The organism is Clavibacter sp. MX14-G9D, assembly GCF_032917815.1.
In the GTDB taxonomy this organism is placed as follows: domain Bacteria; phylum Actinomycetota; class Actinomycetes; order Actinomycetales; family Microbacteriaceae; genus Clavibacter; species Clavibacter michiganensis_K.
On sequence record NZ_JAVCVL010000007.1, the window covers coordinates 1 to 24,587 of the forward strand.

The following is a 24,587-nucleotide window of genomic DNA, read 5'->3' on the forward strand; positions in this document are numbered from 1 at the left end:
CAGGCGGTACTCCTCGGCGACGTCGGCCGCGGCGACGTCCCACGTGTGCCGCGCCGCATGCTCCCGGGCCGAGGCGGACAGCCGCGCGAGGGCGGCCGGGTCGGCCAGCAGCCCGCGGATCGCGCGGGCCCAGTCGTCGGGCTCGCGCGTCGGCACGAAGACGCCGCTGACCCCCTCCCGCACCGAGTCGACGAGGCCCTCGGTGCGCGACGCGACCACGGGCGTGCCGCACGCTGCGGCCTCGAGCGCCACCAGGCCGTAGGTCTCCGCCGCGGAGGGCATGAGCGCGAGGTGCGCGGCCGCGAGGGCGCGCGCGGTCGACGCCCGGTCGAGCGCGCCCGTGAACACCACGTCGTCCTGGAGCCCGAGGGAGCGCACGAGCGCGTGCAGATCCGCCGCGTAGGCGTCCCGGCCGGGCGACACCCCGCCCGCGATCACGAGCAGGGGCCGGGTCGCGGGATCCAGCAGCGCGAGCGCCCGCACCGCGACGTCCTGCCCCTTGAGCGGCTGGATCCGGCCGAGCAGCACGATGCGCACCCTGCCGCCGCCGTCCCGGCCCGACGGCTCCTGCAGGAAGGCCGACTCCACGCCCGGCGCGACCACGTGCACGGCGGCCGGGTCGGCGTCGTACGCCTCCACGAGCAGCCGCCTCTCGGACTCGGCCGACGCGATGACGAGGTCCGACGCGCGCACGAGCCGCCCCTCGTCGGCGAGCCGCGACGCGGGCTCGGGGGTGTCGCCGGCGACGAGCCGGCGGTTCTTGCCCGCCGACACCGAGTGCAGGGTCAGGACGTGCGGGACGCCCCAGGCCCGCGCCACCGGGAGCGACGCGACCGCCGACAGCCAGTAGTGGCCGTGCACGACGTCGGCCGGCGGCAGCGCGGCGAGCGCCGCGGAGAACGCATCCGTGATCGCGGGCAGCTCCTCCTTGGCGAGCGGCCCGGCCGGACCGGCGTGCAGGGAGACCAGCTTCACGCCGGGGGCGACCGGGAGCACCGCCGGGTCGGCCGGATCGGTGGCCCGGGTGATCAGCCGCACCTCGTGCCCCTGCCGCCCGAGGCTCCGCGCGAGCTCCAGAAGGTAGACGTTGAGGCCGCCGGCGTCGCCGGTGCTGGGCTTCTGGATCGGCGACGTGTGCAGCGAGACGAACGCGATCCTCATGCGCCCGATCCTACGAGCGGCCGGCCCGCCCGCCGCGGCCGGGCTCAGCCCTCGCCGCCCAGCCGTCCCGCGAGCCGTCCGTGCATGCGGAGGCTCGCGTCGTTCATCCCGGCGATGTCGACGGTCGTGCCGCGGCGCTCGTACTTCGTGGTGATCGCGTCGAGCGCGGCGACCGTCGAGGCGTCCCAGACGTGGGAGCCGCTCATGTCGATGCGCACGCGCGCGGGGTCCTCCGCGTACCGGAACTGCGTGGTGAGGTCGTTGCTCGACGCGAAGAACAGCTCCCCGACGACGCGGTACTCGGCCGTCGGCTCGCCGTCCGCGTCCTCGACCACCGTGCGCTCCACCGTCGCGAAGCGCGCCACGCGCCGGGCGAAGACGACCATCGCCGCGATGACGCCGACGACCACGCCGATCGCGAGGTTGTGCGTCGCGACGACGACGGCGACCGTCAGCACCATGACGAGCGTCTCGCCGACCGGCATGCGCTTGAGCGTCGACGGCCGGATGCTGTGCCAGTCGAACGTGCCCACCGACACCATCACCATCACGGCGACGAGCGCGGCCATCGGGATGACGGCCACGAGGTCGCCGAGCACCACCACGAGCAGCAGCAGGAAGACGCCGGCGAGGAACGTGGAGATGCGCGTGCGCGCCCCCGAGGCCTTCACGTTGATCATCGTCTGGCCGATCATCGCGCAGCCGCCCATGCCCCCGAACAGGCCCGACAGCATGTTCGCGGCTCCCTGGCCCCAGGTCTCGCGCGTCTTGTGGGAGGGAGTGTCGGTGATGTCGTCGACGAGCTTCGCCGTCATCAGCGACTCGAGGATCCCGACGAGCGCCATCGCGAGCGCGTACGGCCCGATGATCCCCAGGGTCTCGAGCGTGAGCGGGACCTGCGGCAGGAACAGCTCCGGGAGGCTGCGCGGCAGCTCGCCCTGGTCGCCGACGGTCGGCACGGCGAGCGCGCCGAGCACCGTCGCACCGGTGAGGAGGGCGATGGCGACGAGCGGCGCGGGGACCGCGCGGGTGACGCGGGGCAGCAGGACGAGGATCGCGATGCCCACCGCGACGAGCGGGTAGACGAGCCACGGGACGTCGACGAGGTTCGGGATCTGCGCCGTGAAGATCAGGATCGCGAGCGCGTTGACGAAGCCGACCATGACGGAGCGCGGGATGAACCGCATGAGCCGTGCGACGCCGAGCACCGCGAGGACGACCTGCAGGACGCCCGCGAGGATCACCGTGGCGAGGAAGTAGTCCATGCCGTGCTCGCGCGCGACGGGCGCGATGACGAGGGCGACGGCCCCCGTGGCCGCGGAGATCATCGCCGGGCGGCCGCCGAGGAACGCGATCGTGACGGCCATGACGAACGACGAGAACAGGCCCACCCGCGGATCCACGCCCGCGATGATCGAGAACGAGATCGCCTCGGGGATGAGCGCCAGCGCCACCACCAGGCCGGCCAGGACCTCCCGGGTGAGGATGCGCGGCGTCCGCAGGGCCTCGAGGACGGTCGGCGACGGTGCGGGCGCCGCGGACGGGCGGCGGCCGGGACCCGGGGCGGCCGGGTCGACGGCGGAGGGGGGCGTGACGGACACGGTGCTCCGATCGGGAGGAGGACGAGGAGGACAGGGGTGCGAACCGGGCCCGGGCCGGTGACGGCGGGGCGCGCATCCCACGGCTCCACCCGGGTGCCCGCGCGGAGCGGACGCCCCCGGACGGGGCGGTGATGCGTCTCCCGGATTCGGGGAGAATGGTCGGACGTGGCCATCCGGCCGCGACCCACCCCACCCTACCCTGCCCTCACGTGAGGGGAGGGTCTGTCTGGAGGCCCGCATGACGCGCCCTGCCGGCTCCGCGACCATGCAGATCGGCGAGCTCGCCGAGCGCACCGGCCTGTCGCACCGCACGCTCCGCCACTACGACGAGACGGGCCTGCTCCGGCCGTCGGGCCGCTCCGACGGCGGGTTCCGCCTGTACACGGACGAGGACCTGGAGCGGCTCCTGCTCATCCGCCGGATGAAGCCGCTCGGCTTCTCGCTCGAGGAGATGATGCGCCTGCTCGAGGTGACCGACGCGCTCGACGCCGCCGGCCCCGACCAGGACACCGCGTCGCTCCGCGCCGACCTCGCTGCCTTCATCACCGACGCGGAGGAGCGCCGACGCCGCCTCGCGGAGCACCTCGGCATGGCCGACGAGTTCCTCGACCGCCTCCGCGCCCGCTGACGCACGGGTCCTCCCCCGCGGATGCGCGGGTCCGCACACGTCCCGCGGACGTCCCTCCCGGAACCGCCTCGTACCATGGAGGGGTGTCGACCATCACCCCTCCCCGCGCCGCCGCCTCGGCCTCCGCCGGTCCCGTGCTGCGCGAGGCGTCCCGCCGTCGCACCTTCGCCGTCATCTCCCACCCCGACGCGGGCAAGTCCACGCTCACCGAGGCGCTGCTGCTGCACGCGCACGCCATCGGCTCCGCGGGCGCCGTGCACGGCAAGCAGGGCCGGAAGTCCACGGTCTCCGACTGGATGGACATGGAGAAGGAGCGCGGGATCTCGGTGAGCTCCGCCGCGATCCAGTTCACCCACCGCGACACCGTCATGAACGTCGTCGACACCCCCGGTCACGCCGACTTCTCCGAGGACACGTACCGCGTGCTCTCCGCGGTCGACGCCGCGATCATGCTGGTCGACGCGTCCCGCGGGCTCGAGACCCAGACCATGAAGCTGTTCGAGGTGTGCCGCCAGCGCCGCATCCCGATCATCACCGTCATCAACAAGTGGGACCGGCCCGGCCGCGAGCCGCTCGACCTCATGGACGAGATCAAGGAGCGCACGGGCCTCCTCCCCACCCCGCTCACGTGGCCGGTCGGCGAGTCCGGCGCGTTCTTCGGCGTGGTGGACCGCTCCACCGGCGAGTGCGTCCACTTCACCCGCACCGCGGGCGGCGCGAGCATCGCCCCCGAGACGCGCATGTCGCCCGAGGAGGCCCTCGCCGCCGCCGGATCCGCGTGGACCGACGCGGTCGAGGAGAGCGAGCTCCTGCACGAGGAGGGTCAGGACCACGACGAGGAGTCCTTCCTTTCCCGCCGGACGACCCCCGTGCTCTTCGCGGCGGCCGTCCTCAACTTCGGCGTGACGCACATCCTCGACGCGCTCGACTCCATCGCGCCCGCTGCGCAGCCGCGCCCGGACGAGAAGGACCGCACGCGTCCCGTCGAGGACGACTTCTCCGGCTTCGTGTTCAAGGTCCAGTCGGGCATGAACACCGCCCACCGCGACCGGCTCGCCTTCATGCGGATCTGCTCGGGCGTCTTCCACCGCGGCATGACGGTGACGCACGCCCAGACGGGCCGTCCCTTCGTCACCAAGTACGCCCAGCAGCTGTTCGGCCGCGAGCGCTCCACGGTGGAGGACGCCTACCCGGGCGACGTCGTCGGCCTCGTCAACGCGTCCAACATCCGCGTCGGCGACACCCTCTTCGACGGCGCTCCCGTCACCTTCCCGCGGCTCCCGCAGTTCGCGCCCGAGCTCTTCCGCGTCGTGCGCTCGAAGGACACGAGCACCCACAAGCAGTTCCGGAAGGGCATCGAGCAGCTGGACCACGAGGGCGTCATCCAGGTGATGCGCTCCGACCTCCGCGGCGACCAGGCGCCCGTGCTCGGTGCCGTCGGGCCGATGCAGTTCGAGGTCGTGGTCGAGCGCATGACGAACGAGTTCCGCGCGCCGCTCCGGATGGAGCCGCTCGAGTACCAGGTGGCCCGGATCACCGACGCCGCCTCCGCTCCCGCCCTCGCGAAGACCATCGGCGTGGAGGTGCTCGTGCGCTCGGACGGCACTCACATCGCCCTCATCACCACCCCGTGGCGCCTCAAGGCGATCGAGCGCGACAGCCCCGAGCTCACCCTCGTCGACGCGGCGACGGCCCTACCGGACGCGTGATCACGGGCATCCGCGCGTGACCCCCTCATCCGGTCACGTCCCGGCCAGCCGCGTCCCCGCCGTCCTCGGGCTCACGATCGACTCCGAGACGCGCTGCGAGCACTACGGCTCGCGGCTCGACGTCGTCGCCCTGCGCGCACCCTGCTGCGATGCCTGGTACCCGTGCCACCTGTGCCACGCGGCCGTCGCCGACCATCCCCTCGAGGTGATCCCCCGGGCGGAGCACGACCTGCCCGCGGCCCTGTGCGGCGTCTGCCGCGCCACGATGACGGTGCCGCAGTACCTCGCGGCCGAGACCTGCCCGCGGTGCGCTGCGCCGTTCAACCCCGGATGCGCGGCGCACGCCCACCTCTACTTCGCCCCGTGAACGGCGTCGTGGGCAGGCCTCGAAGGCCCGCACCCTGAGCACGGGACGCCGATGCACCGGCTCCGGGCCCGGCGCCCCAGGCCCGCCCGCAGCAGCGGGAGCGCCCGCAGCGCCGCAGGACCGTCCGCAGCGCCCCCGGGCCCACCTGCAACGCCGCAGGACCGCCCGCAACGCCGCCCTCGGCTAGCCGCCCGCGGGCATGTCCGCGAAGCGGGAGAAGTGCCCGTGGAAGCCCACCGTGATGGTGCCGGTCGGTCCGTTGCGGTGCTTGGCGACGATGAAGTCGGCCTCGCCCGCGCGCGGGTTGTCCTTCTCGTAGGCGCTCTCGCGGTGCAGCAGGATGACCATGTCGGCGTCCTGCTCGAGCGAGCCGGACTCGCGGAGGTCGGAGATGGCCGGCATCTTGTCGGCGCGCTGCTCCGGCCCGCGGTTCAGCTGCGACAGCGCGATGACCGGCACCTGCAGCTCCTTCGCCATGAGCTTGAGCGCACGCGAGAACTCGGAGACCTCCTGCTGACGCGACTCCACCTTCTTGCCGCTCGTCATGAGCTGCAGGTAGTCGATGACGACGAGCTTGAGGCCCACCTTCTGCTTGAGCCGACGGCACTTCGCGCGGATCTCGACCAGCGTCATGTTCGGGCTGTCGTCGATGTAGAGCGGCGCGTCGTTGATGCGGCCGCGGGTCTGCGCGATGGTGGTCCAGTCGCGCGCGTCCACGGTGCCCTTGCGCATGCTCTGCAGCGGCACCGACGCCTCGGCGGACAGCAGGCGCATCGCGATCTCGCTGCGCCCCATCTCCAAGCTGAAGAAGATGGACGGCATGTCGAACTTGATGCTCGCGGCGCGCGCGAAGTCGAGCGCCAGGGTCGACTTCCCGAGCGCGGGGCGGGCCGCGACGATGATGAGCTGGCCCGGGTGGAGGCCGTTCGTGAGCGCGTCGAGGTCGGCGAAGCCCGTGGGCACGCCGGTCATCTGGCCGTCCTTGCCCTTGGCCGCCTCGATCTCGTCGATGGCCACCGTGACCGCGTCGGTGAGGGGCACGTAGTCCTCGGCCTCCACGCCGCCCGTGACGCCGTAGATCTCCGCCTGCGCGTTGTTGACGAGGTCGACGACCTCGCCCTCGCTCGCGTACCCCATCTGCACGATGCGGGTGCCCGCCTCGACCAGGCGGCGCAGCACCGCCTTCTCGGCGACGATGGACGCGTAGAAGCCGGCGTTGGCCGCCGTGGGCACGACGCTCGTGAGCGTGTGGAGGTAGTCGGCGCCGCCGGCGCGGCTCAGCTCGCCGAGCTTGGTGAGCTCGTCGGTGACCGCGATGACGTCCGTCGGCTCCCCATGCGAGTACAGCGACAGGATCGCGTCGAAGATGATCTCGTGCTTCGGGATGTAGAAGTCGATCGCCCGCACCTGCTCGACCGCGTCCGCCACGGCGTCCTTGCTGAGGAGCATGCCGCCGATGGCGCTCTGCTCGGCGAGGAGGTCGTGCGGCGGCGTGCGCTCGTGACCGGCGCGCTTGTCGCGCTCGTCCCGTTCGCCGGCGAGACCCAGATGGGCGATGGACACGTGCGGCTCCCCTCGGTCGGCTGGGCGGATGCGCCCGCACGACCGTTCTAGCTCGGACCTCCGACACCGCTCGGACGGCGTCGGCCGGACCCCTCTCGGGTCCTCCGGCGACCCGTTCGACGGGTGCTGCCCCACGATATGGATCGACCCCCCGCGACACCAAATGCACCTGTGGACGGGGCTGTGGAGAAAGTGGGCGAAACGCCGGGGATCGTGTGGACTACCTGGGGATGAGCCTGTGCACTACTCGCGGATCCGACCAAGGAATCACCCGCTGACCAGCACCGCGGAGTTCCACACCCAATGTGGGGAAACTAGTCTGGACCAGCGCTTGAGGGTTCTTCTGCTAGGGCCTCGCCTGTGGATGGAGCTGGGGATCGGGGCCCTCTGACCGGCTCCTTAACCGCCGATGGCGGTGGGCATCATGCCCACCGCCATCGTGCTCGTGCTGCGTTACTTCGCGGCGACGACCTGCAGGCTGATCGTGGCGACGATGTCGTCACGGAGCCGGATCGTGGCCTCGTGGTTGCCCGTGGCCTTGATGGCCGTGGGGATCTCGATCTTGCGCTTGTCGACCTGGCCGATGCCGGACTCCTCGACCGCCTTGGCGATGTCGGACGTCTTGACGGAGCCGAAGAGGCGCCCGCCCTGGCCGGCCTTGACGGTCAGCTTGACGATCTTGGCCTCGAGGCGGCTCTTGAGGTCCTGCGCCTCCTCGATGGTCGCGTGCTCGCGAGCGGCACGCGCGGCCTTGATCTGCTCGATCTGCTTCTCGCCGCCGCGGCTCCAGATGACCGCGAAGCCCTGGGGCACGAGGTAGTTGCGGGAGAACCCGTTCTTGACCTCGACGACGTCTCCGGGGGAACCGAGGCCGGAGACCTCGGTCGTCAGGATTACTTTCGACATTCCATTACCCCTTAACGGCCGGAGCCGGCGTAGGGGAGAAGTGCCATCTCGCGCGCGTTCTTGACTGCGCGCGCGATGAGGCGCTGCTCCTGCACCGAGACACCGGTGATTCGACGAGCGCGGATCTTTCCCCGCTCGGAGATGAACTTGCGGAGGGTGGCGACATCCTTGTAGTCGATGACGCCGACGCGGATGGACTTCGCCGGGGCGGCGTTCTTGCCGCCCTTGGCTCCGCGGAGAGGCTTGCGGCGGTCGCCGCTGCTCTTTCCAGCCATGATTGTTCCTGTCTTTCGTACGTAGTGCGACGAGCCCTAGAAGGGCGTCTCGTCGTTGAAGTTGCCGGGGTTGGACCAGCCGCCGTCGCCGCCGCCGGAGTTGCCTCCGGAGCTCGCGGGGGTGCCCCACGGCTCCTCGGCCACCTGCTGCTGCTGGGGCTGTCCGCCGCCGAACTGGCCACGGCCACCGCCGCCGGAGTTGCCTCCGCCGCCGTTGCCGCCGCCGCCGGCCGCGCGCGTGACCTGTGCGGTCGCGTAGCGGAGCGAGGGGCCGATCTCGTCGACCTCGAGCTCGATGGAGGTGCGCTTCTCGCCCTCCTTCGTCTCGTACGACCGCTGCTTGAGGCGGCCGGTCGCGACGACACGCGAGCCCTTGGTGAGCGAGGACGCCACGTGCTCGGCGAACTCGCGCCACACGCTCGCACGGAGGAAGAGGGCGTCGCCGTCCTTCCAGTCGTTGCTCGCGCGGTCGAAGGACCTCGGCGTGGAGGCGATGGTGAAGTTGGCTACCGCCAGCCCGTTCTGCGTGTACCGCAGCTCCGGATCACTGGTGAGGTTGCCCACGACCGTGATGATGGTTTCGCCGGCCATCGACTACTCCCCGGTCTTCTCGCTGGAAGCAGCCTGGGCTGCCGGCTTGCCGGGCGTCGCCGGAGCGGCATCCGTGGCGGGCGCCTGGGGCGCGGCGTCTGCGGCCTTGGACGTGGCGGCTGCCTTGCGGGCGGCCTTCTCGTCGGCGAGCTTCGCAGCGGAGGCGACCATGGCCATGGCCTCCTCGGCACGCAGCACCTTGGTGCGCATGACGGCCTCGGACAGACCCAGCTGGCGGTCGAGCTCCTGCGTGGCCTCGCTCGTGGCGGTGAGCTGGACGACGGCGTAGATGCCCTCGTTCTTCTTGTTGATCTCGTACGCCAGTCGACGACGGCCCCAGACGTCGACGTTGTCGACGGTGCCACCGCTGGTGCGGATGACGTTGAGGAACTTGTCGAGACTGGGAGCGACGGTGCGCTCATCGATCTCGGGATCCAGGATCACCATGAGTTCGTACTGATGCGTCACTAACCCACCTCCTTCGGACTTGAACGGTCGCAGACGATCTGCGACAGGAGGGTATGTGCATCTGTCCGCGCGGGGCAAAGGAGTCCCGTTGCCGGGCGGACAACCTCAGAAGACTACCGGATGGGGAGGGACGGCACCAGACCGCGGGGCGCGGACGTGCGGATCCGCGCCGGTCAGCCCTGCTCGGCCGCCCACCAGGCGACGAGGCGGCGCGTGGCCTCGCCCTCGGGAAGCGGCCCCTCGTCCAGCCGCAGCTCCAGGAGGAAGCGGTAGGCGCGGCCGACGACCGGGCCCGGCGGCACGTCGAGGATGCGCATGATCGCCTCGCCGTCGAGGTCGGGACGCACCGCGGCCATCTCCTCCTGCTCCGCCAACTCGGCGATGCGCGCCTCGAGGTCGTCGTACGCGAAGCCGAGGCGGTCCGCCTTCCGGCGGTTCTGCGTCGTGACGTCCGCGCGGGTGAGCATGTGCAGCCGCTCGAGCTCGGGACCCGCGTCGCGGACGTACCGGCGCACGGCGGAGTCGGTCCAGCCGCCCTCGGTGTACCCGAAGAAGCGCAGGTGCAGCTCGATGAGCCGGGCCACCGAGGCGACCGTGTCGTTGTCGAACCGCAGCGCGCGGAGCCGCCGCTTGGCCATCTTCGCGCCGACCACGTCGTGGTGGTGGAAGGTGACGACCCCGCCCGGCTCGAGCCGGCGGGTGGAGGGCTTGCCGATGTCGTGGAGGAGGGCGGCCAGGCGGAGGACGAGATCCGGCGCGGCACCCGGGTGGCGGGAGCGCTCGTGGTCGATGGCCTGGTCGAGGACCTGGAGCGAGTGCTGGTACACGTCCTTGTGCCGGTGGTGCTCGTCGGCCTCGAGCTTCATGGCCGGGAGCTCCGGCAGCACGTGCTCGGCGAGGCCCCCCTCCACCAGCAGGTCGAGCCCCGCGCGCGGCTCGGGGGTGCGGAGCAGCTTGGACAGCTCGTCGCTCACGCGCTCCACGGAGATGTCGAGGATCCGCGGGGACATGTCCCGGATCGCGGCGAGCGCGGCGTCGTCGAGGTGGAAGCCCAGCTGGGAGGCGAACCGCACGGCGCGCATCATGCGCAGCGGGTCGTCGCCGAAGGAGACCTTCGGGGCGACGGGGGTGCGGAGCACCTGGGAGAGGAGGTCGTCGATGCCGCCCGAGGGGTCGACCAGCACGACCTGCGGGAGACGCACGGCGAGCGCGTTGACGGTGAAGTCGCGGCGCACGAGGTCCTCCTCCAGGGAGGAGCCGAACTCGACCTCGGGCTTCCGGGAGACGCCGTCGTACTGGTCCGTGCGGTAGGTCGTGATCTCGACCTGCTCGCCTCGCACCCGGGCGCCGATGGTGCCGAAGGCGCGCCCGATGTCCCAATGCGCGTCGGCGACCGGCTTCACGATCTCGAGGATGCGGTCGGGGCGGGCATCCGTCGTGAGGTCGAGGTCCGTGGCGTCGCGGCCGAGGAACGCGTCGCGCACCGGGCCGCCGACGAGGGCCAGCTCATGCCCGGCCTCATGGAAGGCGCGTGCCAGCACGGCGACGGGGGGCGATGCGGCCAGCTCGCGGAGACGCTCGAGGGCCTGTGCGACGCTGTGCATGGTCGGACAGTCTACGGCGGTGCCCCGTCGCGCATCCGGCCTCCACGGCGAGCGCGCACGGGCCGCGCGGGACCCGCGCTTTAGAATCGCCAGATGCACGCCGCGCCTCGACACGACGCCGGCCCCACCCGCACGGACAGAGCCCTCCGGCTGATCCGGCGAACCGCGCGACGCACGATCTCCACCCTCGTGTGCGCCACGGTCGCCGCCGGGACGCTCGCCGCCGGGACGGTCGCGGCTCCCGCGACCCCGGCGCAGGCGGCCACCGAGGGGGTGACGCTCACCGTCACCCCGTCCTCGGAGGGGATCCTCGCGCCCGGCGAGGACCTCACGGTGACGGTCTCCGTCGTCAACGGCACGGACACCGCGGTTCCGGCCGGACGCATCGACCTCGACCTCAACCGCACCGTGCTGGACACGCGCACGGAGCTCGACGGCTGGCTCGACACCGCGGCGACCGACGCGAACTCCCGCACCGGACCCCGCATCGGGCGGACCGACAGCCCGGAGGTGCCCGCCGGCGGCACCGTCGACGTGCCCCTCACCATCCCGTCGGGCACCGTGGCCCTGCAGGGCAGCCGCGGCGGCTTCGGCCCGCGCGGACTCACCGCGGAGCTCGCGGCAGGCGGGGTCGACGTGGCGACCGGGCGCGGCGCACTCGTCTGGAGCCCGGGCGAGGATCCCGCACCCGTGCCCGTCGCGGCGGTCATGCCGCTGACGGTGCCGCCCAGCGCGTCCGACTTCATCGACGCCGAGGCCCTCGCGACCTACACCTCCCCCGGCGGCACCCTCGCGCGCCAGCTCGACGCCGTGTACGGCCGCCCCGTCGCGGTCGGCATCGATCCGCGCATCCTCGCGTCCATCCGGATCCTCGGGGTCGACGCCCCGGAATCCGCCGTGGACTGGCTGCAGCGCCTCCGCGAGATGCCCAACGAGACCTTCGCCCTGGCGTGGGCGGACGCCGACGTGGCCGTCCAGTCGCAGGCCGGCGCCGCGACCCTCCTCGGGCCCACCGACGCCTCCTACGCCGTGCAGGCGCCCCGGTTCGCCGAGCCGGGGTCGACGCCCGCCCCCACGCCCACGGAGACGCCGGCGCCGGACGCGACGAGCGGATCGGCGTCCGCCGCCGTCTCGACCGAACCCGCCGAGGAGCCCACGGAGGAGCCGGAGCCGAGCCCCAGCCCCGCCGCGCCCGTCCTCTCGCCCGTCCCGAGCCTCGAGGACCTCACGGCCTGGGACCACACGATCCCGGGTGTCGCCTGGCCGGCCGCCGGCACCATGACCTCCGACGACCTCGGCGTCCTCGCCGCCAGCGGCGTCACCACCGCGGTCCTCGCGAGCGGCGACGTGCAGGCGGCCGGCACCGCGGCCGTCCCCGCGCCCGTCGGCGCGACCGGCACCGTGGGCGACATGAGGATCCTCGTCACGGACAGCCGGGTCTCGGCGCTCGTCGACCAGGCGCTCTCCGCGGCGACGGACGAGTCCTTCGGGATCGCGCTCGCGCAGCTCTCGGCCACCCTCGCGGCCGACGCGCGGGAGGACGACGGCCACGTCGTCGTCGCGGGCCTCGAGCGCGGCTGGGCGGCCTCCGGAGCGCGCCTGGGCCAGCTGCTCGACGCGATCCAGGCCCTCCCCTTCAGCGACACCGCCGCGGCGACCACCGCGCTCGGCAGCCCCTCGGTGCCGCTGCAGGTCGTGGACCAGCCCGAGGACGCCGGCCGCGTCCAGCGCGTCGCCGACGCGATGTCGCTCGAGGCGCAGGTGGACGCGTTCGCGAGGGCGGTGGAGCGGCCGGAGCTCATCACCGGCCAGCAGCGCATGCTCCTGCTCGCGACGCTCTCCAACCGTTGGCGGGACGACCCGGACGGGCTCGTGACCGTCCAGGACGGTTACACCGCCCAGGCGGACGGGGTGCTGGGTTCCGTGGCCATCACCACCCGCCAGAACACCGTGATCAGCGACACGACGAGCCTCCTCATCAACGTCAGCAACGAGCTCGACCAGCCCGTCACCGTGCGGCTGTCGATCATCGCCGGCAGCGGCCGGATCCGCGTCGACGACTCCGCGGTCGTCACCGTGCCCGCGCACGGCAGCGCCTCCGCCCGACCGCCGATCACCTCCATCTCCAACGGCGACGTCGTGGTCACGGCACGCCTGACCACCGAGGACGGCACGGTCCAGATCGGGGACAGCGCGCCCGTCGAGCTCTTCATCCGCGCCGGGTTCGAGGCCGTCGTCACCACGCTGTTCGTCGCGGCCGTGGCCCTCCTGTTCGGCTTCGGCCTGTTCCGCAGCATCCGCAAGCGCCGCCGCGCCCGAGCCCGGCAGCTCGCCGGCCTGCCCGAGGAGATCGATGACTGACCGGACCGCGTCGCGCACCTCCGCATCGGACCGGACATGACCGCGGCCCCCGCCTCCCGCGGCGGCGGCATCGGCCGCGCGTCCGCACTCCTGGCGTCGGGGACGTTCGTCTCGCGCATCCTCGGCTTCGTCAAGGCCATCGTGCTGCTGCAGACCATCGGCGCGACCCTCGGCAGCTCCAACGCCTTCTCGAACGCCAACCAGCTGCCCAACAACATCTACGTGATCATCGCCGGCGGCGTCCTGAACGCCGTCCTCGTGCCGCAGGTCGTGCGGGCCGCGAAGCACGCGGACGGCGGCGCCGGCTACATCAACAAGCTCGTCACCATCGCGATCGTCGTGCTCGGCGGCGTCACGGTCCTCGCGACCGTGGGCGCCCCCGTGGTGTCCCGCCTGTACGCCGCCACCCTGCCGCCGGACGTGTTCGCGCTGGTCGTCGCGTTCGCGTACTGGTGCCTGCCGCAGATCCTCTTCTACGGCCTCTACGCGGTGCTCGGCGAGGTCCTCAACGCGCGGGGCTCGTTCGGGCCGTTCACCTGGGCGCCGGTCCTCAACAACGTCGTCGCGATCGCCGGCCTCCTCCTCTTCCAGGCCATGTTCGGATCCGGGAGCCGCCCCGTCGACGACTGGAGCCTCGACAAGATCGTCGTGCTCGCGGGATCCGCGACCCTCGGCGTGGTCGCGCAGGCGCTCATCCTGTTCGTCTTCTGGCGCCGCGTGGGTCTCCGCTTCCGCTTCGACTTCGCCTGGCGGGGCGTCGGCCTCGGCACCGCGGGCCGCCTCGCGGGCTGGACCTTCGGGATGCTCGTCGTCACGCAGCTCGCCGGCATCGCCCAGTCGAACGTCGCCAACATCGCGGCCACCTCGGACAGCCCGTCGAGCACCATCCTGCTGAACGCGTGGCTGTTCTTCATGCTCCCGCACTCGATCTTCGCCGTCTCCATCGCCACCGCGTACTTCACGCGCATGAGCACCCACGCGGGCGAGGGCGACCACGACAGCATGCGGGTCGACCTCTCCTCCGCGATCCGCACCGTCGCGCTCATGACGGTCCTCTCGACCGCGCTCATCGCCGTCCTCGCCGGTCCCGTCGCCCGGGTGATGGTGTCGGGCGACTCGGGCGAGGTGCGCGGGTACGGCGTGGTGCTCATCGCGTTCATCCTCGGCCTGCCGGCGTTCAGCACCCTCTTCGTCCTGCAGCGCGCCTTCTACGCGCTCTCGGACACGCGCACGCCCTTCTTCATCCAGTGCGCCCAGGTCGTGGTGTTCATCGCCGGCGCGCTGGTCATCGCGCAGCAGCCCGTCGAGCTGATCGGCGTGGGGCTCGCCGTCCTGCAGACCGTCACCGTCACCGGGCAGGCCGTGCTCGCGGCGGTCCTGCTCCGCCGCCGGATCGGGCGCATCGACGGGCACCGGATCCTCCGCAGCTCCGTCCGCTTCGCCGTCGCGGCCGTGCCGACGACCCTGGTCGGCCTGGCACTGCTCCAGCTGGTCTCGGGGGGCGCCTTCACCGGCATCGGCGTGGACTCGAAGGGCTCGGCCCTCCTGGTCGGGATCCCGATCGCCGCCGTCATGACGGCCGTCTACCTGGCCTCCCTGGCCGCGATGCGATCCTCCGAGCTGCAGCAGCTCGCCGGTCCCGTGCTGCGCCGCATCCGCCGCCGCTGACCCCTCCGACGGACGCCGGACGGGCTCTCGCGCGACGCCGCCCGCATGCGCGCCGTCGCCCGGTGGAGGCCAAGGAATAGCCGCTACCGTGGGTCTGTTGCAGAGGTGAGCGGGCGCCGGGACGGTGCCCCGCCGAGCAGTGGAGGAGAAGCCGTCGTGCGTCAGATCATCATCATCGGTTCGGGTCCCGCGGGATACACGGCCGCCATCTACGCCGCCCGCGCCAACCTCACCCCCCTCCTCATCGCGAGCTCGGTCGAGGCCGGCGGCGAGCTCATGAACACCACCGAGGTCGAGAACTACCCGGGCTTCCCCGAGGGCATCCAGGGCCCCGACCTCATGATGGCGATGCAGGCGCAGGCCGAGAGGTTCGGCACGGAGGTCGTCCTCGACGACGTGACCTCGGTCGAGCTCCAGGGCGACGTCAAGCGCGTCACGCTCGGCAACGGCGACGTGCACGAGGGCCTCGCGGTCATCGCCGCGACCGGATCCGCGTACCGCAAGCTCGGCCTCCCGTCGGAGGACCGCCTGAGCGGCCACGGCGTCTCGTGGTGCGCCACCTGCGACGGCTTCTTCTTCCGCCAGAAGACCATCGCGGTCGTCGGCGGTGGCGACAGCGCCATGGAGGAGGCCACCTTCCTCACCCGCTTCGCGGAGAAGGTCTACGTGATCCACCGCAAGGACAGCCTGCGCGCGTCGAAGATCATGCAGGACCGCGCGTTCGAGAACCCGAAGATCGAGTTCGTCTGGAACGCGCAGGTGGTCGACATCACGGGTGGCGAGAAGGTCGACGGCGTCGTGCTCGAGGACACGGTCACGGGCGAGCAGCGACCGCTGGCGCTCGACGGCCTCTTCATCGCCATCGGCAACGACCCCCGCACGCACCTGTTCCACCAGCAGCTGGAGCTGACGAGCGAGGGCACCATCGCCGTCGAAGGCCGCTCCTCCCGTACGAACCTGCCGGGCGTGTTCGCGGCCGGCGACGTGATCGACCCCACCTACCGCCAGGCCATCACGGCCGCGGCGTCGGGCACCATCGCGGCGCTGGACGCCGAGCACTTCCTCGCGTCGCTGCCCGACACCCTGCTCGACGCGGCGTCGGACGGCCCGGAGGGCCCTGCCGGCCACGGTGCCCCCGCCGCCGGCAGCGCGGTCGACCCCGACGGCGAGCTCGTCGGCGCCGATCGCCTGTAGTCCTCGCGGCGCCTCACGACGCCCGACAGCACCGAAGGACCCGGGAACCGCCCGGCTCCCCCCGAATCCCACGAAGGAGCACCCATGTCCCACTCCCGCGACGTCACCGACGCCAGCTTCCAGGCCGACGTCCTCGACGCCGAGAAGACCGTCATCGTCGACTTCTGGGCGCCCTGGTGCGGCCCGTGCAAGGCCGTCTCCCCCGTCCTCGACCAGATCGCCGCCGAGAACCCCGGCATCGAGCTCGTCAAGATCGACGTGGACGACAACCCCGAGGTCGCCATGAAGTACAAGATCACGTCCATCCCGGCGATGAAGGTCTTCCGCGGCGGCGAGGTCGTCAAGACCGTCATCGGCGCCAAGCCGAAGCCCGCGCTCGAGCAGGAGTTCGCCGAGTTCCTCAAGTAGCACTCCCCCCCCCCGCGCATCACCGCGGGACGCACCATCCGGAGGGCCCGGCACCACCAGGTGCCGGGCCCTCCGTCATCCCCCGGCGCCGGGTACGGCCCTCGGTGCCGGCCGCCGCCCTCCCGCCCCGCACCGCGCCACGGACCGCGAGGGGCCGCCCATTAGGCTGGACGGCAATCGGACAGTGAGAGACGTGACGTGACACCTGCAGGCACCCCCCGCGATCCCGCGGGCACCAACCTCGACCCCTGGTTCCCCCACTACGCGGAGAGGACCTCCGGCCTCAGCGCCTCCGAGGTCCGCGCCCTCTTCGCCGTGGCCTCCCGTCCCGAGGTCGTCTCGCTGGCCGGCGGCATGCCGTTCGTCTCCGCGCTCCCGCAGGAGCTCATCGTCACGGCCATGGAGAAGGTCATGCGCGAGCGCGGACCGGTCGCCCTCCAGTACGGCGGTGGGCAGGGCACACCCGAGCTCCGCGAGGACATCCTGGAGATCATGGCGCTCGAGGGCATCCGCGGCAGCGTCGACGACATCGTCACCACCACGGGCTCCCAGCAGGCGCTCGACCTCGTCACGAAGCTGTTCATCGACCCGGGCGACGTGATCCTGGCCGAGGCGCCCAGCTACGTCGGGGCGATCGGCGTCTTCCGCAGCTACCAGGCCGTCGTGGAGCACGTGGTCATGGATGACGAGGGCCTCGTCCCCGAGGCGCTGCGTGAGGCGATCGCCCGCATCCGCGGCGAGGGGCGCACCATCAAGTTCCTCTACACGGTCCCGAACTTCCACAACCCGGCCGGGGTCACCATGTCGGCCGCGCGTCGTCCCGAGATCCTGGAGATCTGCCGGTCGAACGACATCCTCGTCCTCGAGGACAACCCCTACGGCCTCCTGTGGTTCGACCGCCCGGCACCCGACGCCCTGCGGAGCCTGGACGACGAGGGCGTCATCTACCTCGGGTCGTTCTCCAAGACGCTCGCTCCCGGGTTCCGGGTCGGCTGGGCGCTGGCGCCGCACGCCATCCGCGAGAAGCTGATCCTGGCCCAGGAGTCCGCCGTCCTCTCCCCCAGCTCCTTCAGCCAGCTGATCATCTCGGAGTACCTGCACGCCTCGGATTGGAAGGGCCAGATCGACACCTTCCGCGGCGTGTACCGCGAACGCCGCGACGCGACGCTCTCCGCGCTCCAGGAGCACCTCCCGAGCCTCAGCTGGACCGTGCCGAACGGCGGCTTCTACGTGTGGCTGAAGCTGCCCGAGCAGCTCGACTCGAAGCAGATGCTGCCCCGCGCCGTCACCGCCCTCGTGGCCTACACGCCCGGTACCGCGTTCTACGCGGACGGACGGGGGCGCGACGCCATCCGCCTGTCGTTCTGCTACCCCACCCCGGAGCGCATCCGCGAGGGGGTCCGACGCATGTCGACCGTCATCGACGACGAGCTGGACCTCCTCAGCACGTTCTCGGGCACGGGAGCGCTCGCGTCCCGCCCCACCACGTCCGTGGCCGCCCCGCCCCCGGACCTGGACTGACCCCACCACCGCACGCCCTCGGACACCGCACACGACTGGATCGAGCATCATGACCGCACACGACCCCCTCTCCGTCGTCGTCCTGGCCGGCGGCATCTCCCACGAGCGCGACGTGTCGCTCCGCAGCGGACGCCGGGTCGCCGATGCGCTGCGCAGCGCCGGGGTCGACGCCACCCTCCGCGACCCGGACGCGACCCTGCTCGACTTCCTCCGGGAGACCCCTCCCGCCGTCGTGTGGCCGGTCCTGCACGGCGCGAGCGGCGAGGACGGCGCCCTCCTCGGTCTGCTCGAGCTGGCGGGCGTCCCCTACGTCGGATCCTCCGCGCGCTCCGCCCGGCTCGCCTGGGACAAGCCGACCGCGAAGGCGCTCGCGGAGGCGGCGGGACTCCGCACCCCGCGCTCGATCACCCTGCCGAAGGACACCTTCCGCGAGCTGGGCGCCGCCGCCGTGCTGCGCCTGGTCACGGAAACCGTCCCGGCTCCGTATGCCGTCAAGCCCGCCCGCGGGGGCTCGGCCCAGGGAGTCACCATCGTCCGCGATGCCGAGGCCCTCCCCCGGGCCATGGTCGATGCCTACACCTACGGTGACGTCGCGCTCATCGAGCAGCTCGTCGAAGGCACCGAGATCGCCATCGGCGTGCTCGACACGGGCGACGGCCCGCAGGCCCTGCCCGCCACGGAGATCGTGCCCACATCCGGCGTGTACGGGTACGAGGCGCGCTACAACGCCGGGCTGACCCGCTTCTACACCCCGGCGCGCGTCTCGCCCGAGGCGGCCGCCGCAGTGGCGGACGCCGCGGTGCGGATCCACATCGCGCTCGGCATCGGACAGGTCTCGCGGGTCGACATCATCGTCGACGCGGACGGGGCACCCTGGTTCCTGGAGGTGAACGTCATCCCCGGCATGACGGAGACGTCCCTCCTCCCCCAGGGTCTCGCTGCCGCTGGTGTCGAGGTCGGTGAGCTGTACCGCCGCCTGGCCGAGGCGGCCCTCGGCGCCCGCTCGTCCGACTGATCCCGCTCGTCCTACTGATCCCCCTGTACGCGCCGACGCCGGTTCGTCACGCTGACGGGTGCGTGGGTCCCTGACGGGTGCGTGGGTCCCTGACGGGTGCGTGGGTCCCTCACGGGCAGGTCCGTGCAAAGCCGGCGGCTGTCCGACGGTCGAGCTCCCGTGGGCCAGGGCCGACCCCAGGTGCAGACGGGCTCCGTGCTCACGCGCACATGACGCGCGGCGTCCTCGTGCGCGAGTGCGTGACATCCATCAGCCGAGAGGGCATTTCCGTGCCCCGCGTCGTCGCAGAACCCGATCAGGGACACTCCGGCAGTCGGGGTACCGGAGAGCCATGGGCCTCAGACCGGATCGCCGCCGGGGACGCCCATCTCCTGCACGATGCGCGTGAGGTCACCGAGCGTCGCGAAGTCGATGATGATCTGCCCCTTCTGCGCCGACATCGTCACGCGCGCACTGGTGTTGAAGTGGTCGCCGATGCGCTGCGCTGCCTCGTCGAGATGCGCGGTCCGGGACGATGCGGCGCTTTTCCGCGGCGTGGTCGTGCGCTGGCCGCGCTGAGCCGCGGCCTCCGCCGCCCTCACGGAGAGGTCTTCATTGACGATCTTGTCGGCGAGGTGGCGCATGGCCTCCTCGTCCCCCGACGAGAGGATCGCCCGAGCATGACCGGCAGAGAGCACGCCGGCAGCGACGCGGTGCTGGACCTCCTGCGGAAGGCGGAGCAGACGGATCGTGTTGGTGATCTGGGGCCGCGAGCGTCCCAGCCGCTGGGCCAGCTCGTCCTGCGTGATGGCGAAGTCCGCGAGCAGCTGCTGGTAGGCGCTTGCCTCCTCCAGAGGGTTCAGCTCCGACCGGTGGAGATTCTCGAGGAGCGCATCTCGCAGCATCGACTCGTCGGCGGTGTCCTTGATGACCGCGGGGATCGCGGCGAGCCCGAGCTCCTTGGTGGCGCGCAATCGGCGCTCGCCCATGACGAGCTCGTACTTCTCCTTGCCCTCGGCGTCCGCGCCCAGGGGCCGGACCACGATGGGCTGGAGCACTCCGTACTCCCGGATCGACACGACGAGCTCCTGTAGCTCATCCGGTCGGAAGTCCGTCCGCGGCTGCTGTGCGTTGGGCGTGATGTCCGCGGGATCGAGGTTCGCGAGACGGGCGCCAGGCACCTCGACGAGCTCCGGATCACCGGACTTCGCTGGCGATCCCGTGGGCCCTCCGCCCTGGACGCCGCTCGGCGCGCCCGCACCGACGCTGTCCGGGAAGAATACATCGACGGGCCGGCTGCGCTCGTCGGAAGTCGGGATGAGCGCTCCGATGCCGCGTCCCAGGCCGGTTCTCTTGGTTGCCATTACTTGTGCGCTCCTCGGTGTGCGATCTCCGCTGCCGCTTCCAGATAGGACAGGGCGCCAGGAGAGTTGGGGTCGTAGCTGATGACGCTCTGGCCGTAGCTGGGTGCCTCACTGATGCGCACCGATCGTGGGATGAGCGTCGTGAGCGTCTGCTGCGGGAAGTGCTCCCGGACTTCCGCGGCCACCTGCTGAGCGAGGTTCGTGCGGCCGTCGTACATGGTGAGCAGGATGGTGCTCATCTGCAGCTCCGGGTTCAGATGCTGGGCGATGAGCTCGATGTTGGACAGCAGCTGACTCAGCCCCTCCAGCGCGTAGTACTCGCACTGGATGGGGATGAGCACCTCCTTCGCAGCACTGAAGGCGTTGATGGTCAGGAGACCGAGCGAGGGCGGGCAATCGATCAGGACGTAGTCGATGTCACGACCGGCCTCAGAGCCGAGGAACACGTCCAATGCCCCTCGGAGACGACGTTCGCGCTGGTCCAACGTGACCAGCTCGATCTCCGCGCCGGCGAGATGGATGGTCGCAGGAACGCAGAAGAGCGTGTCGAACTCGGGACTGCGTTGTACGGCTTCCGAGATCGGGACGTCGTTCACGAGGACGTCGTAGACGCTGGGGAGTTCCGTCGACCGATCGGCACCGAGGGCCGTGGACGCATTGCCCTGTGGATCGAGGTCGATCACCATGGTTCGCGACCCGGATTTGGCCAGCGCCGCAGCCAGGTTGACGGTGGACGTGGTCTTGCCCACACCCCCCTTCTGATTGGCGATCGTCAGCACCCGAGTTGCGGGAGGTCGCGGGAGGATCAGACCGGCGAGTGCCTTGCGGCGTCGGCTGGTCTCCGAGATCTCCCGTGCGATCGGGCTGAGTTCGTCATCCACGAGGATCCCCCATTCGTTTGGACACGACCATTCGTCGTCTTTCGCATCCGTGATGTTTCACGTGGAACATGGCCGTTCGTGGTGCAAGCAGGAAAGCGAATATTGCTCTGGTCAGGCTTTTCCTTTGCCGGGCATGCTGGCGGGTCACGCGACGCGGGCCCTGATCACGCGGGTGACCTCCGAGACCTGACCCTCGCCCAAGGTGAGTACTTCCACGTCCTCCAAGTGGAACTTCCGGATGGCCTTGCTCGCCGCCTCGACCTCGCGTTCCGCATTGGCGCCCTTCATCAGCACGAGCTCCCCGTCAGTTCGAATGAGCGGCACGGTCAAGGGAATCAGCTTGGAGAACGCGCTGACCGCCCGCGCTGTCACCTGATCGAGTGTGTAGGCGCGCGCCACGTCCTCGGCCCTAGCGCGTCGGACGGCGACATTGGACAGGCCCAGGTGCTGCACCTGCTCCTCGAGCCACGCTACGCGGCGCTCCATGGGTTCAATGAGCACGAACTCGACGTCTGGGCGAGCGATGGCGAGAACCAGGCCCGGAAGTCCGGCACCTGATCCGATGTCGCCGACGAGGCCGGGGCGCAGCAGCGGAGCGAGGAGGACCGAATTCAGGACATGGCGTGTCCACAGGCGAGGTGGCTCCAATGGACCGATCAGGCCGAGCTCCTCACCCCGCTCCCCTAGTTGGCGAGTGAACTCGCGCGCCACGTCGATACGGTCTCCGAACAGCTCAGCGGAGACTGCGGGTTCCGCCTCGATCAGGACCTCATCGGGCATTCTTGATCCATCCTGTGGTCGTGCTTCGTCAATGCCCTGGGTCGAGCGTCATCCGGCCTGCCATCAGCTCGATCACGACGAGCAGAACCACGATCGTCCGAGTTTAGCGTCGATCGGTCGGGCCCCACGCACCTACCAATGACCGATCGCCCTCACGGGCCCCTCCGTACCGAGGGCGCCAGGCACCGAATGTTTCACGTGAAACCGAGCGGTCTCGCAGGCGCAAAAGCGCCACTGCGAGGCAGGGGCCTCGTGCTCAGACGACGGGAACCGCCTGCGCCTTGCGCCGCACTCCAGAGAGCTATGGAGACGACGATGGTGCGGTGATCGCAGGGAGCTCTGTAGATTCCGCATCCGCCGTGGGCACAAGCGTGATGCCTGAGGTCTCGTCATGTTTCACGTGAAACATGACAGGTGTATCTTCGTCGGTCCGCCTCCACCCAGCATCTCGGGCGGTCACGCAATATGCATGGAAGCAGAACATCTCCCCTGATCCCTCTCGAACGGATTCGCGTCCACACAGTACGTCGGTAGGTCAATGACTACGACAGTCACCTACCGCGGGATGTGACGTGAAATGATCCTGACGCTCACCATCCGCGCGGCCGCATCGACACAACGACGGTCGGCCACGCGACGGTGTCGCGAGTTTCACGTGAAACAGGACATCAGAATACAGATCCGAATCCGACGAGATCACCTGCGACTCGGCGAGGCTCTCGCATCCACCAGCGTGCGGATTTAACGGAGTGAGCACGCACCGACGACCATGGTGATCGAAGCCAGCCGCCGAGGACATTCGGGCAAAGACGACCATCCAGACCGAGCGACGACCTTGGAGGTGCCAGCAGCACCGAGGGGGAGTGGAACGCATACGGCATGAAGATGTCGCATTGCGGTCGACGTCGGGCTACACGAGGCTCGGGAACTTTGGTAGCACGACCGTGCTACTCCATCACCCTGCATGAATGAAGGAGGCCCGTTCCATCAGGAACGGGCCTCTTCGAATTCTGCCGGGGGATCAGGCCTTGCTGATCACCGTGTGCCGGTCGCGGCCTTCGCCTTCGGACTCCGACGTGTAGCCCTTCTCCGCGACGATGTCATGCACCAGCTTGCGCTCGTACGAGGACATGGGGGGCAGCGACGCGCTTGCCGAGCCCGCCGAGATGCGCTCTACGGCCCGATCGACGAGCTGCGCGAGCTCCACCTGGCGGGCATCACGCGAACCTCCCACGTCGAGGATCAGACGGCTGAACGCACCCGTCTTGTTCTGCACGGCGAGGCGCGTCAGCTCCTGCAACGCCGTCACGGTCTCCGGGTTGGACAGCAGACGGAGATCCTCGGAGTCGGCCGCGTCCACGGAGACGTACGCCCTGCCACCGCGCTGATCGATATCGATGTCGCCGTCGAGATCGCAGATGTCGAGGAGCTCCTCGATGTAGTCCGCAGCGATGTCACCCTCATCGACCGCCCCTGCGCCGGCGCCTTCAGGAGCAGCCACGAGCTCTTCTGCAGACTGCGTGGGGGAGGCGTCGTCGGCCACGACGTCGGGGGTCGAGGTGTCGGTCGTGTCGCTCATCGGCTCTTGGATCCTGCCTGCTTCTTGGCACGGTTCTTTCCGACCGGCTGCTGACGCTGCGCCGGCTTGCGCTCCTCGACGACGATCGTCGACGGCTCCGTGGAGCCCTCCGGAGCCACGAGCTTGCCCTTCTTGGCCAGACGCGCCTCACGCGCACGTGCGGCCTCGCTGCCGGGCGTCGGCATGTTGCGGATGACGAGGAACTGCTGGCCCATGGTCCAGAAGTTCGAGACGAGCCAGTAGAACATGACGCCGAGGGGGAACGCGATGCCTGAGACGGCGAAGACCAGGGGGAGGATGTAGAGCAGGATGCGCTGCTGCTTGAACATCGGGCTGGCCTTGGTCTCCTCGGACATGTTCTTGGCCATGATCTGCAGCTGCGTGATGAACTGCGACGCGCTCATGAGGATGACCATGGTCGTCGCGATCACGATGACGGTGATGTTGCCGTTCGCCGTCGAGATCGCGGACTGGAGCGGCGCCCCGAGGAACACCGACTCGCCGAACGAACGCGAGAGCTGGGCGTTCAGCAGTCCGATGCCGGGGAGCTCCTCGACCGCCGCCCGGTGGAGCACCGAGTAGAGGGAGAAGAAGATCGGCATCTGCAGCAGCAGGGGAAGGCAGCTGCTGAGGGGATTGGTGCCCGTGTCCTTGTAGAGGGCCATGGTCTCGCGGGACATGGCCTCGCGGGAGAACTGGTCCCGCTTGCCCTTGTACTTGTCCTGGATCTTCTTCAGCTGCGGCGCGACCTCCATCATGCGGCGCTGGTTCTTGATCTGGCGGACGAAGATGGGGATGAGCGCCGCCCGCACCACGAGCACGAGGCCCACGATGGAGAGCACCCAGGTGGCGCCGTTGTCGGGGTCCAGCCCGAGGCTGGTCCAGAGCGTGTGGAAGCCGACCAGGATGAGTTCGATGACCCACTTGATCGGCCACAGGATCGTTCCGAGGAAGTCCATGAGGT

At 70.6% G+C, this 24,587-nt stretch carries 21 protein-coding genes and 1 pseudogene; 9 read left to right on the top strand and 13 right to left on the bottom strand.

What is annotated here, in order from left to right:
- A partial coding sequence (locus Q6969_RS01645; RefSeq protein ID WP_317228895.1) for a glycosyltransferase occupies positions 1–1,161 on the bottom strand: 1,161 nt, incomplete at its 3' end.
- Positions 1,162–1,205: 44 nt separating this feature from the next.
- Positions 1,206–2,663 (bottom strand): SulP family inorganic anion transporter, encoded by a 1,458-nt coding sequence (locus Q6969_RS01650; protein WP_317228924.1) that lies wholly within the window; start codon positions 2,661–2,663, stop codon positions 1,206–1,208.
- Positions 2,664–3,000: 337 nt separating this feature from the next.
- On the opposite strand from Q6969_RS01650, the gene Q6969_RS01655 reads away from it, so the two are divergent.
- From Q6969_RS01655 to Q6969_RS01665, 3 genes are all read left to right on the top strand, one after another.
- The gene (locus Q6969_RS01655) at positions 3,001–3,390 is read left to right on the top strand and encodes a MerR family transcriptional regulator (RefSeq protein ID WP_317228896.1); all 390 of its coding nucleotides are present in this window, start codon (positions 3,001–3,003) and stop codon (positions 3,388–3,390) included.
- 83 nt (positions 3,391–3,473) lie between these two features.
- Entirely contained in the window at positions 3,474–5,099 is a 1,626-nt protein-coding gene (locus tag Q6969_RS01660; RefSeq protein ID WP_317228897.1) for a peptide chain release factor 3, read from the top strand.
- A gap of 16 nt (positions 5,100–5,115) precedes the next feature.
- Positions 5,116–5,466 carry a CHY zinc finger protein gene (locus Q6969_RS01665; protein WP_317228898.1) on the top strand — a complete coding sequence of 117 codons (351 nt, stop codon included), beginning with the start codon at positions 5,116–5,118 and terminating at the stop codon, positions 5,464–5,466.
- Between the two features lie 183 nt (positions 5,467–5,649).
- On the opposite strand, the gene dnaB is transcribed toward Q6969_RS01665, so the two are convergent.
- The 6 genes and pseudogenes from dnaB to Q6969_RS01695 form a co-directional block, all read right to left on the bottom strand.
- Positions 5,650–7,029, bottom strand: a complete 1,380-nt coding sequence (dnaB, locus tag Q6969_RS01670) for a replicative DNA helicase (protein WP_086518435.1) — start codon at positions 7,027–7,029, stop codon at positions 5,650–5,652.
- A gap of 453 nt (positions 7,030–7,482) precedes the next feature.
- Positions 7,483–7,935 (bottom strand): 50S ribosomal protein L9, encoded by a 453-nt coding sequence (gene rplI, locus Q6969_RS01675; RefSeq protein WP_094116830.1) that lies wholly within the window; start codon positions 7,933–7,935, stop codon positions 7,483–7,485.
- Between the two features lie 11 nt (positions 7,936–7,946).
- Positions 7,947–8,210, bottom strand: coding sequence for a 30S ribosomal protein S18 (rpsR, locus tag Q6969_RS01680; RefSeq protein ID WP_012039648.1), 264 nt, complete (start codon positions 8,208–8,210; stop codon positions 7,947–7,949).
- 36 nt (positions 8,211–8,246) lie between these two features.
- Positions 8,247–8,801 (bottom strand): single-stranded DNA-binding protein, encoded by a 555-nt coding sequence (locus tag Q6969_RS01685; RefSeq protein ID WP_043583663.1) that lies wholly within the window; start codon positions 8,799–8,801, stop codon positions 8,247–8,249.
- Between the two features lie 102 nt (positions 8,802–8,903).
- A pseudogene (gene rpsF / locus Q6969_RS01690) lies at positions 8,904–9,248 on the bottom strand (30S ribosomal protein S6); the annotation flags it as partial.
- Between the two features lie 194 nt (positions 9,249–9,442).
- Positions 9,443–10,873, bottom strand: coding sequence for a CCA tRNA nucleotidyltransferase (locus Q6969_RS01695; RefSeq protein WP_317228899.1), 1,431 nt, complete (start codon positions 10,871–10,873; stop codon positions 9,443–9,445).
- 93 nt (positions 10,874–10,966) lie between these two features.
- Here Q6969_RS01695 and Q6969_RS01700 point away from each other — a divergent pair, with 93 nt between their 5' ends.
- From Q6969_RS01700 to Q6969_RS01725, 6 genes are all read left to right on the top strand, one after another.
- A complete protein-coding gene (locus Q6969_RS01700; protein WP_317228900.1) occupies positions 10,967–13,234 on the top strand; it encodes a DUF6049 family protein in 2,268 nt (755 codons plus the stop codon).
- 36 nt (positions 13,235–13,270) lie between these two features.
- Complete coding sequence (murJ, locus tag Q6969_RS01705; protein ID WP_317228901.1) at positions 13,271–14,902, top strand: murein biosynthesis integral membrane protein MurJ; 1,632 nt, start codon at positions 13,271–13,273, stop codon at positions 14,900–14,902.
- 156 nt (positions 14,903–15,058) lie between these two features.
- A complete protein-coding gene (trxB, locus tag Q6969_RS01710) occupies positions 15,059–16,096 on the top strand; it encodes a thioredoxin-disulfide reductase (RefSeq protein ID WP_317228902.1) in 1,038 nt (345 codons plus the stop codon).
- A gap of 84 nt (positions 16,097–16,180) precedes the next feature.
- Positions 16,181–16,504 carry a thioredoxin gene (gene trxA, locus Q6969_RS01715; protein WP_094116833.1) on the top strand — a complete coding sequence of 108 codons (324 nt, stop codon included), beginning with the start codon at positions 16,181–16,183 and terminating at the stop codon, positions 16,502–16,504.
- A 198-nt stretch (positions 16,505–16,702) separates the two neighbouring features.
- Positions 16,703–18,025 (top strand): PLP-dependent aminotransferase family protein, encoded by a 1,323-nt coding sequence (locus Q6969_RS01720; protein ID WP_317228903.1) that lies wholly within the window; start codon positions 16,703–16,705, stop codon positions 18,023–18,025.
- 49 nt (positions 18,026–18,074) lie between these two features.
- The gene (locus tag Q6969_RS01725; RefSeq protein ID WP_317228904.1) at positions 18,075–19,040 is read left to right on the top strand and encodes a D-alanine--D-alanine ligase; all 966 of its coding nucleotides are present in this window, start codon (positions 18,075–18,077) and stop codon (positions 19,038–19,040) included.
- Between the two features lie 338 nt (positions 19,041–19,378).
- Here Q6969_RS01725 and Q6969_RS01730 read toward each other — a convergent pair whose 3' ends face one another.
- From Q6969_RS01730 to yidC, 5 genes are all read right to left on the bottom strand, one after another.
- Positions 19,379–20,383, bottom strand: a complete 1,005-nt coding sequence (locus Q6969_RS01730) for a ParB/RepB/Spo0J family partition protein (RefSeq protein WP_317228905.1) — start codon at positions 20,381–20,383, stop codon at positions 19,379–19,381.
- Positions 20,383–21,264, bottom strand: a complete 882-nt coding sequence (locus Q6969_RS01735) for an AAA family ATPase (RefSeq protein WP_317228906.1) — start codon at positions 21,262–21,264, stop codon at positions 20,383–20,385. Before Q6969_RS01735 ends, Q6969_RS01730 begins: the two co-directional genes overlap by 1 nt.
- Positions 21,265–21,408: 144 nt before the next feature.
- Complete coding sequence (gene rsmG, locus Q6969_RS01740) at positions 21,409–22,044, bottom strand: 16S rRNA (guanine(527)-N(7))-methyltransferase RsmG (protein ID WP_317228907.1); 636 nt, start codon at positions 22,042–22,044, stop codon at positions 21,409–21,411.
- A gap of 1,021 nt (positions 22,045–23,065) precedes the next feature.
- Positions 23,066–23,623: a R3H domain-containing nucleic acid-binding protein gene (locus Q6969_RS01745; RefSeq protein WP_317228908.1), complete on the bottom strand. Its 558-nt coding sequence runs from the start codon at positions 23,621–23,623 to the stop codon at positions 23,066–23,068.
- Complete coding sequence (gene yidC, locus Q6969_RS01750; RefSeq protein WP_317228909.1) at positions 23,620–24,582, bottom strand: membrane protein insertase YidC; 963 nt, start codon at positions 24,580–24,582, stop codon at positions 23,620–23,622. Before yidC ends, Q6969_RS01745 begins: the two co-directional genes overlap by 4 nt.
- Between the last annotated feature and the right edge of the window lie 5 nt (positions 24,583–24,587).

What these genes read in the sequence shown, in the direction of transcription:
- Q6969_RS01745 (WP_317228908.1), bottom strand. Translation starts at nt 23,623, where the DNA reads ATGAGCGACACGACCGACACCTCGACCCCCGACGTCGTGGCCGACGAC.
- Q6969_RS01685 (WP_043583663.1), bottom strand. Translation starts at nt 8,801, where the DNA reads ATGGCCGGCGAAACCATCATCACGGTCGTGGGCAACCTCACCAGTGAT.
- Q6969_RS01700 (WP_317228900.1), top strand. Translation starts at nt 10,967, where the DNA reads ATGCACGCCGCGCCTCGACACGACGCCGGCCCCACCCGCACGGACAGA.
- trxA (WP_094116833.1), top strand. Translation starts at nt 16,181, where the DNA reads ATGTCCCACTCCCGCGACGTCACCGACGCCAGCTTCCAGGCCGACGTC.
- Q6969_RS01695 (WP_317228899.1), bottom strand. Translation starts at nt 10,873, where the DNA reads ATGCACAGCGTCGCACAGGCCCTCGAGCGTCTCCGCGAGCTGGCCGCA.
- rsmG (WP_317228907.1), bottom strand. Translation starts at nt 22,044, where the DNA reads ATGCCCGATGAGGTCCTGATCGAGGCGGAACCCGCAGTCTCCGCTGAG.
- murJ (WP_317228901.1), top strand. Translation starts at nt 13,271, where the DNA reads ATGACCGCGGCCCCCGCCTCCCGCGGCGGCGGCATCGGCCGCGCGTCC.
- rplI (WP_094116830.1), bottom strand. Translation starts at nt 7,935, where the DNA reads ATGTCGAAAGTAATCCTGACGACCGAGGTCTCCGGCCTCGGTTCCCCC.
- yidC (WP_317228909.1), bottom strand. Translation starts at nt 24,582, where the DNA reads ATGGACTTCCTCGGAACGATCCTGTGGCCGATCAAGTGGGTCATCGAA.
- Q6969_RS01730 (WP_317228905.1), bottom strand. Translation starts at nt 20,383, where the DNA reads ATGGCAACCAAGAGAACCGGCCTGGGACGCGGCATCGGAGCGCTCATC.
- Q6969_RS01725 (WP_317228904.1), top strand. Translation starts at nt 18,075, where the DNA reads ATGACCGCACACGACCCCCTCTCCGTCGTCGTCCTGGCCGGCGGCATC.
- Q6969_RS01655 (WP_317228896.1), top strand. Translation starts at nt 3,001, where the DNA reads ATGACGCGCCCTGCCGGCTCCGCGACCATGCAGATCGGCGAGCTCGCC.
- rpsR (WP_012039648.1), bottom strand. Translation starts at nt 8,210, where the DNA reads ATGGCTGGAAAGAGCAGCGGCGACCGCCGCAAGCCTCTCCGCGGAGCC.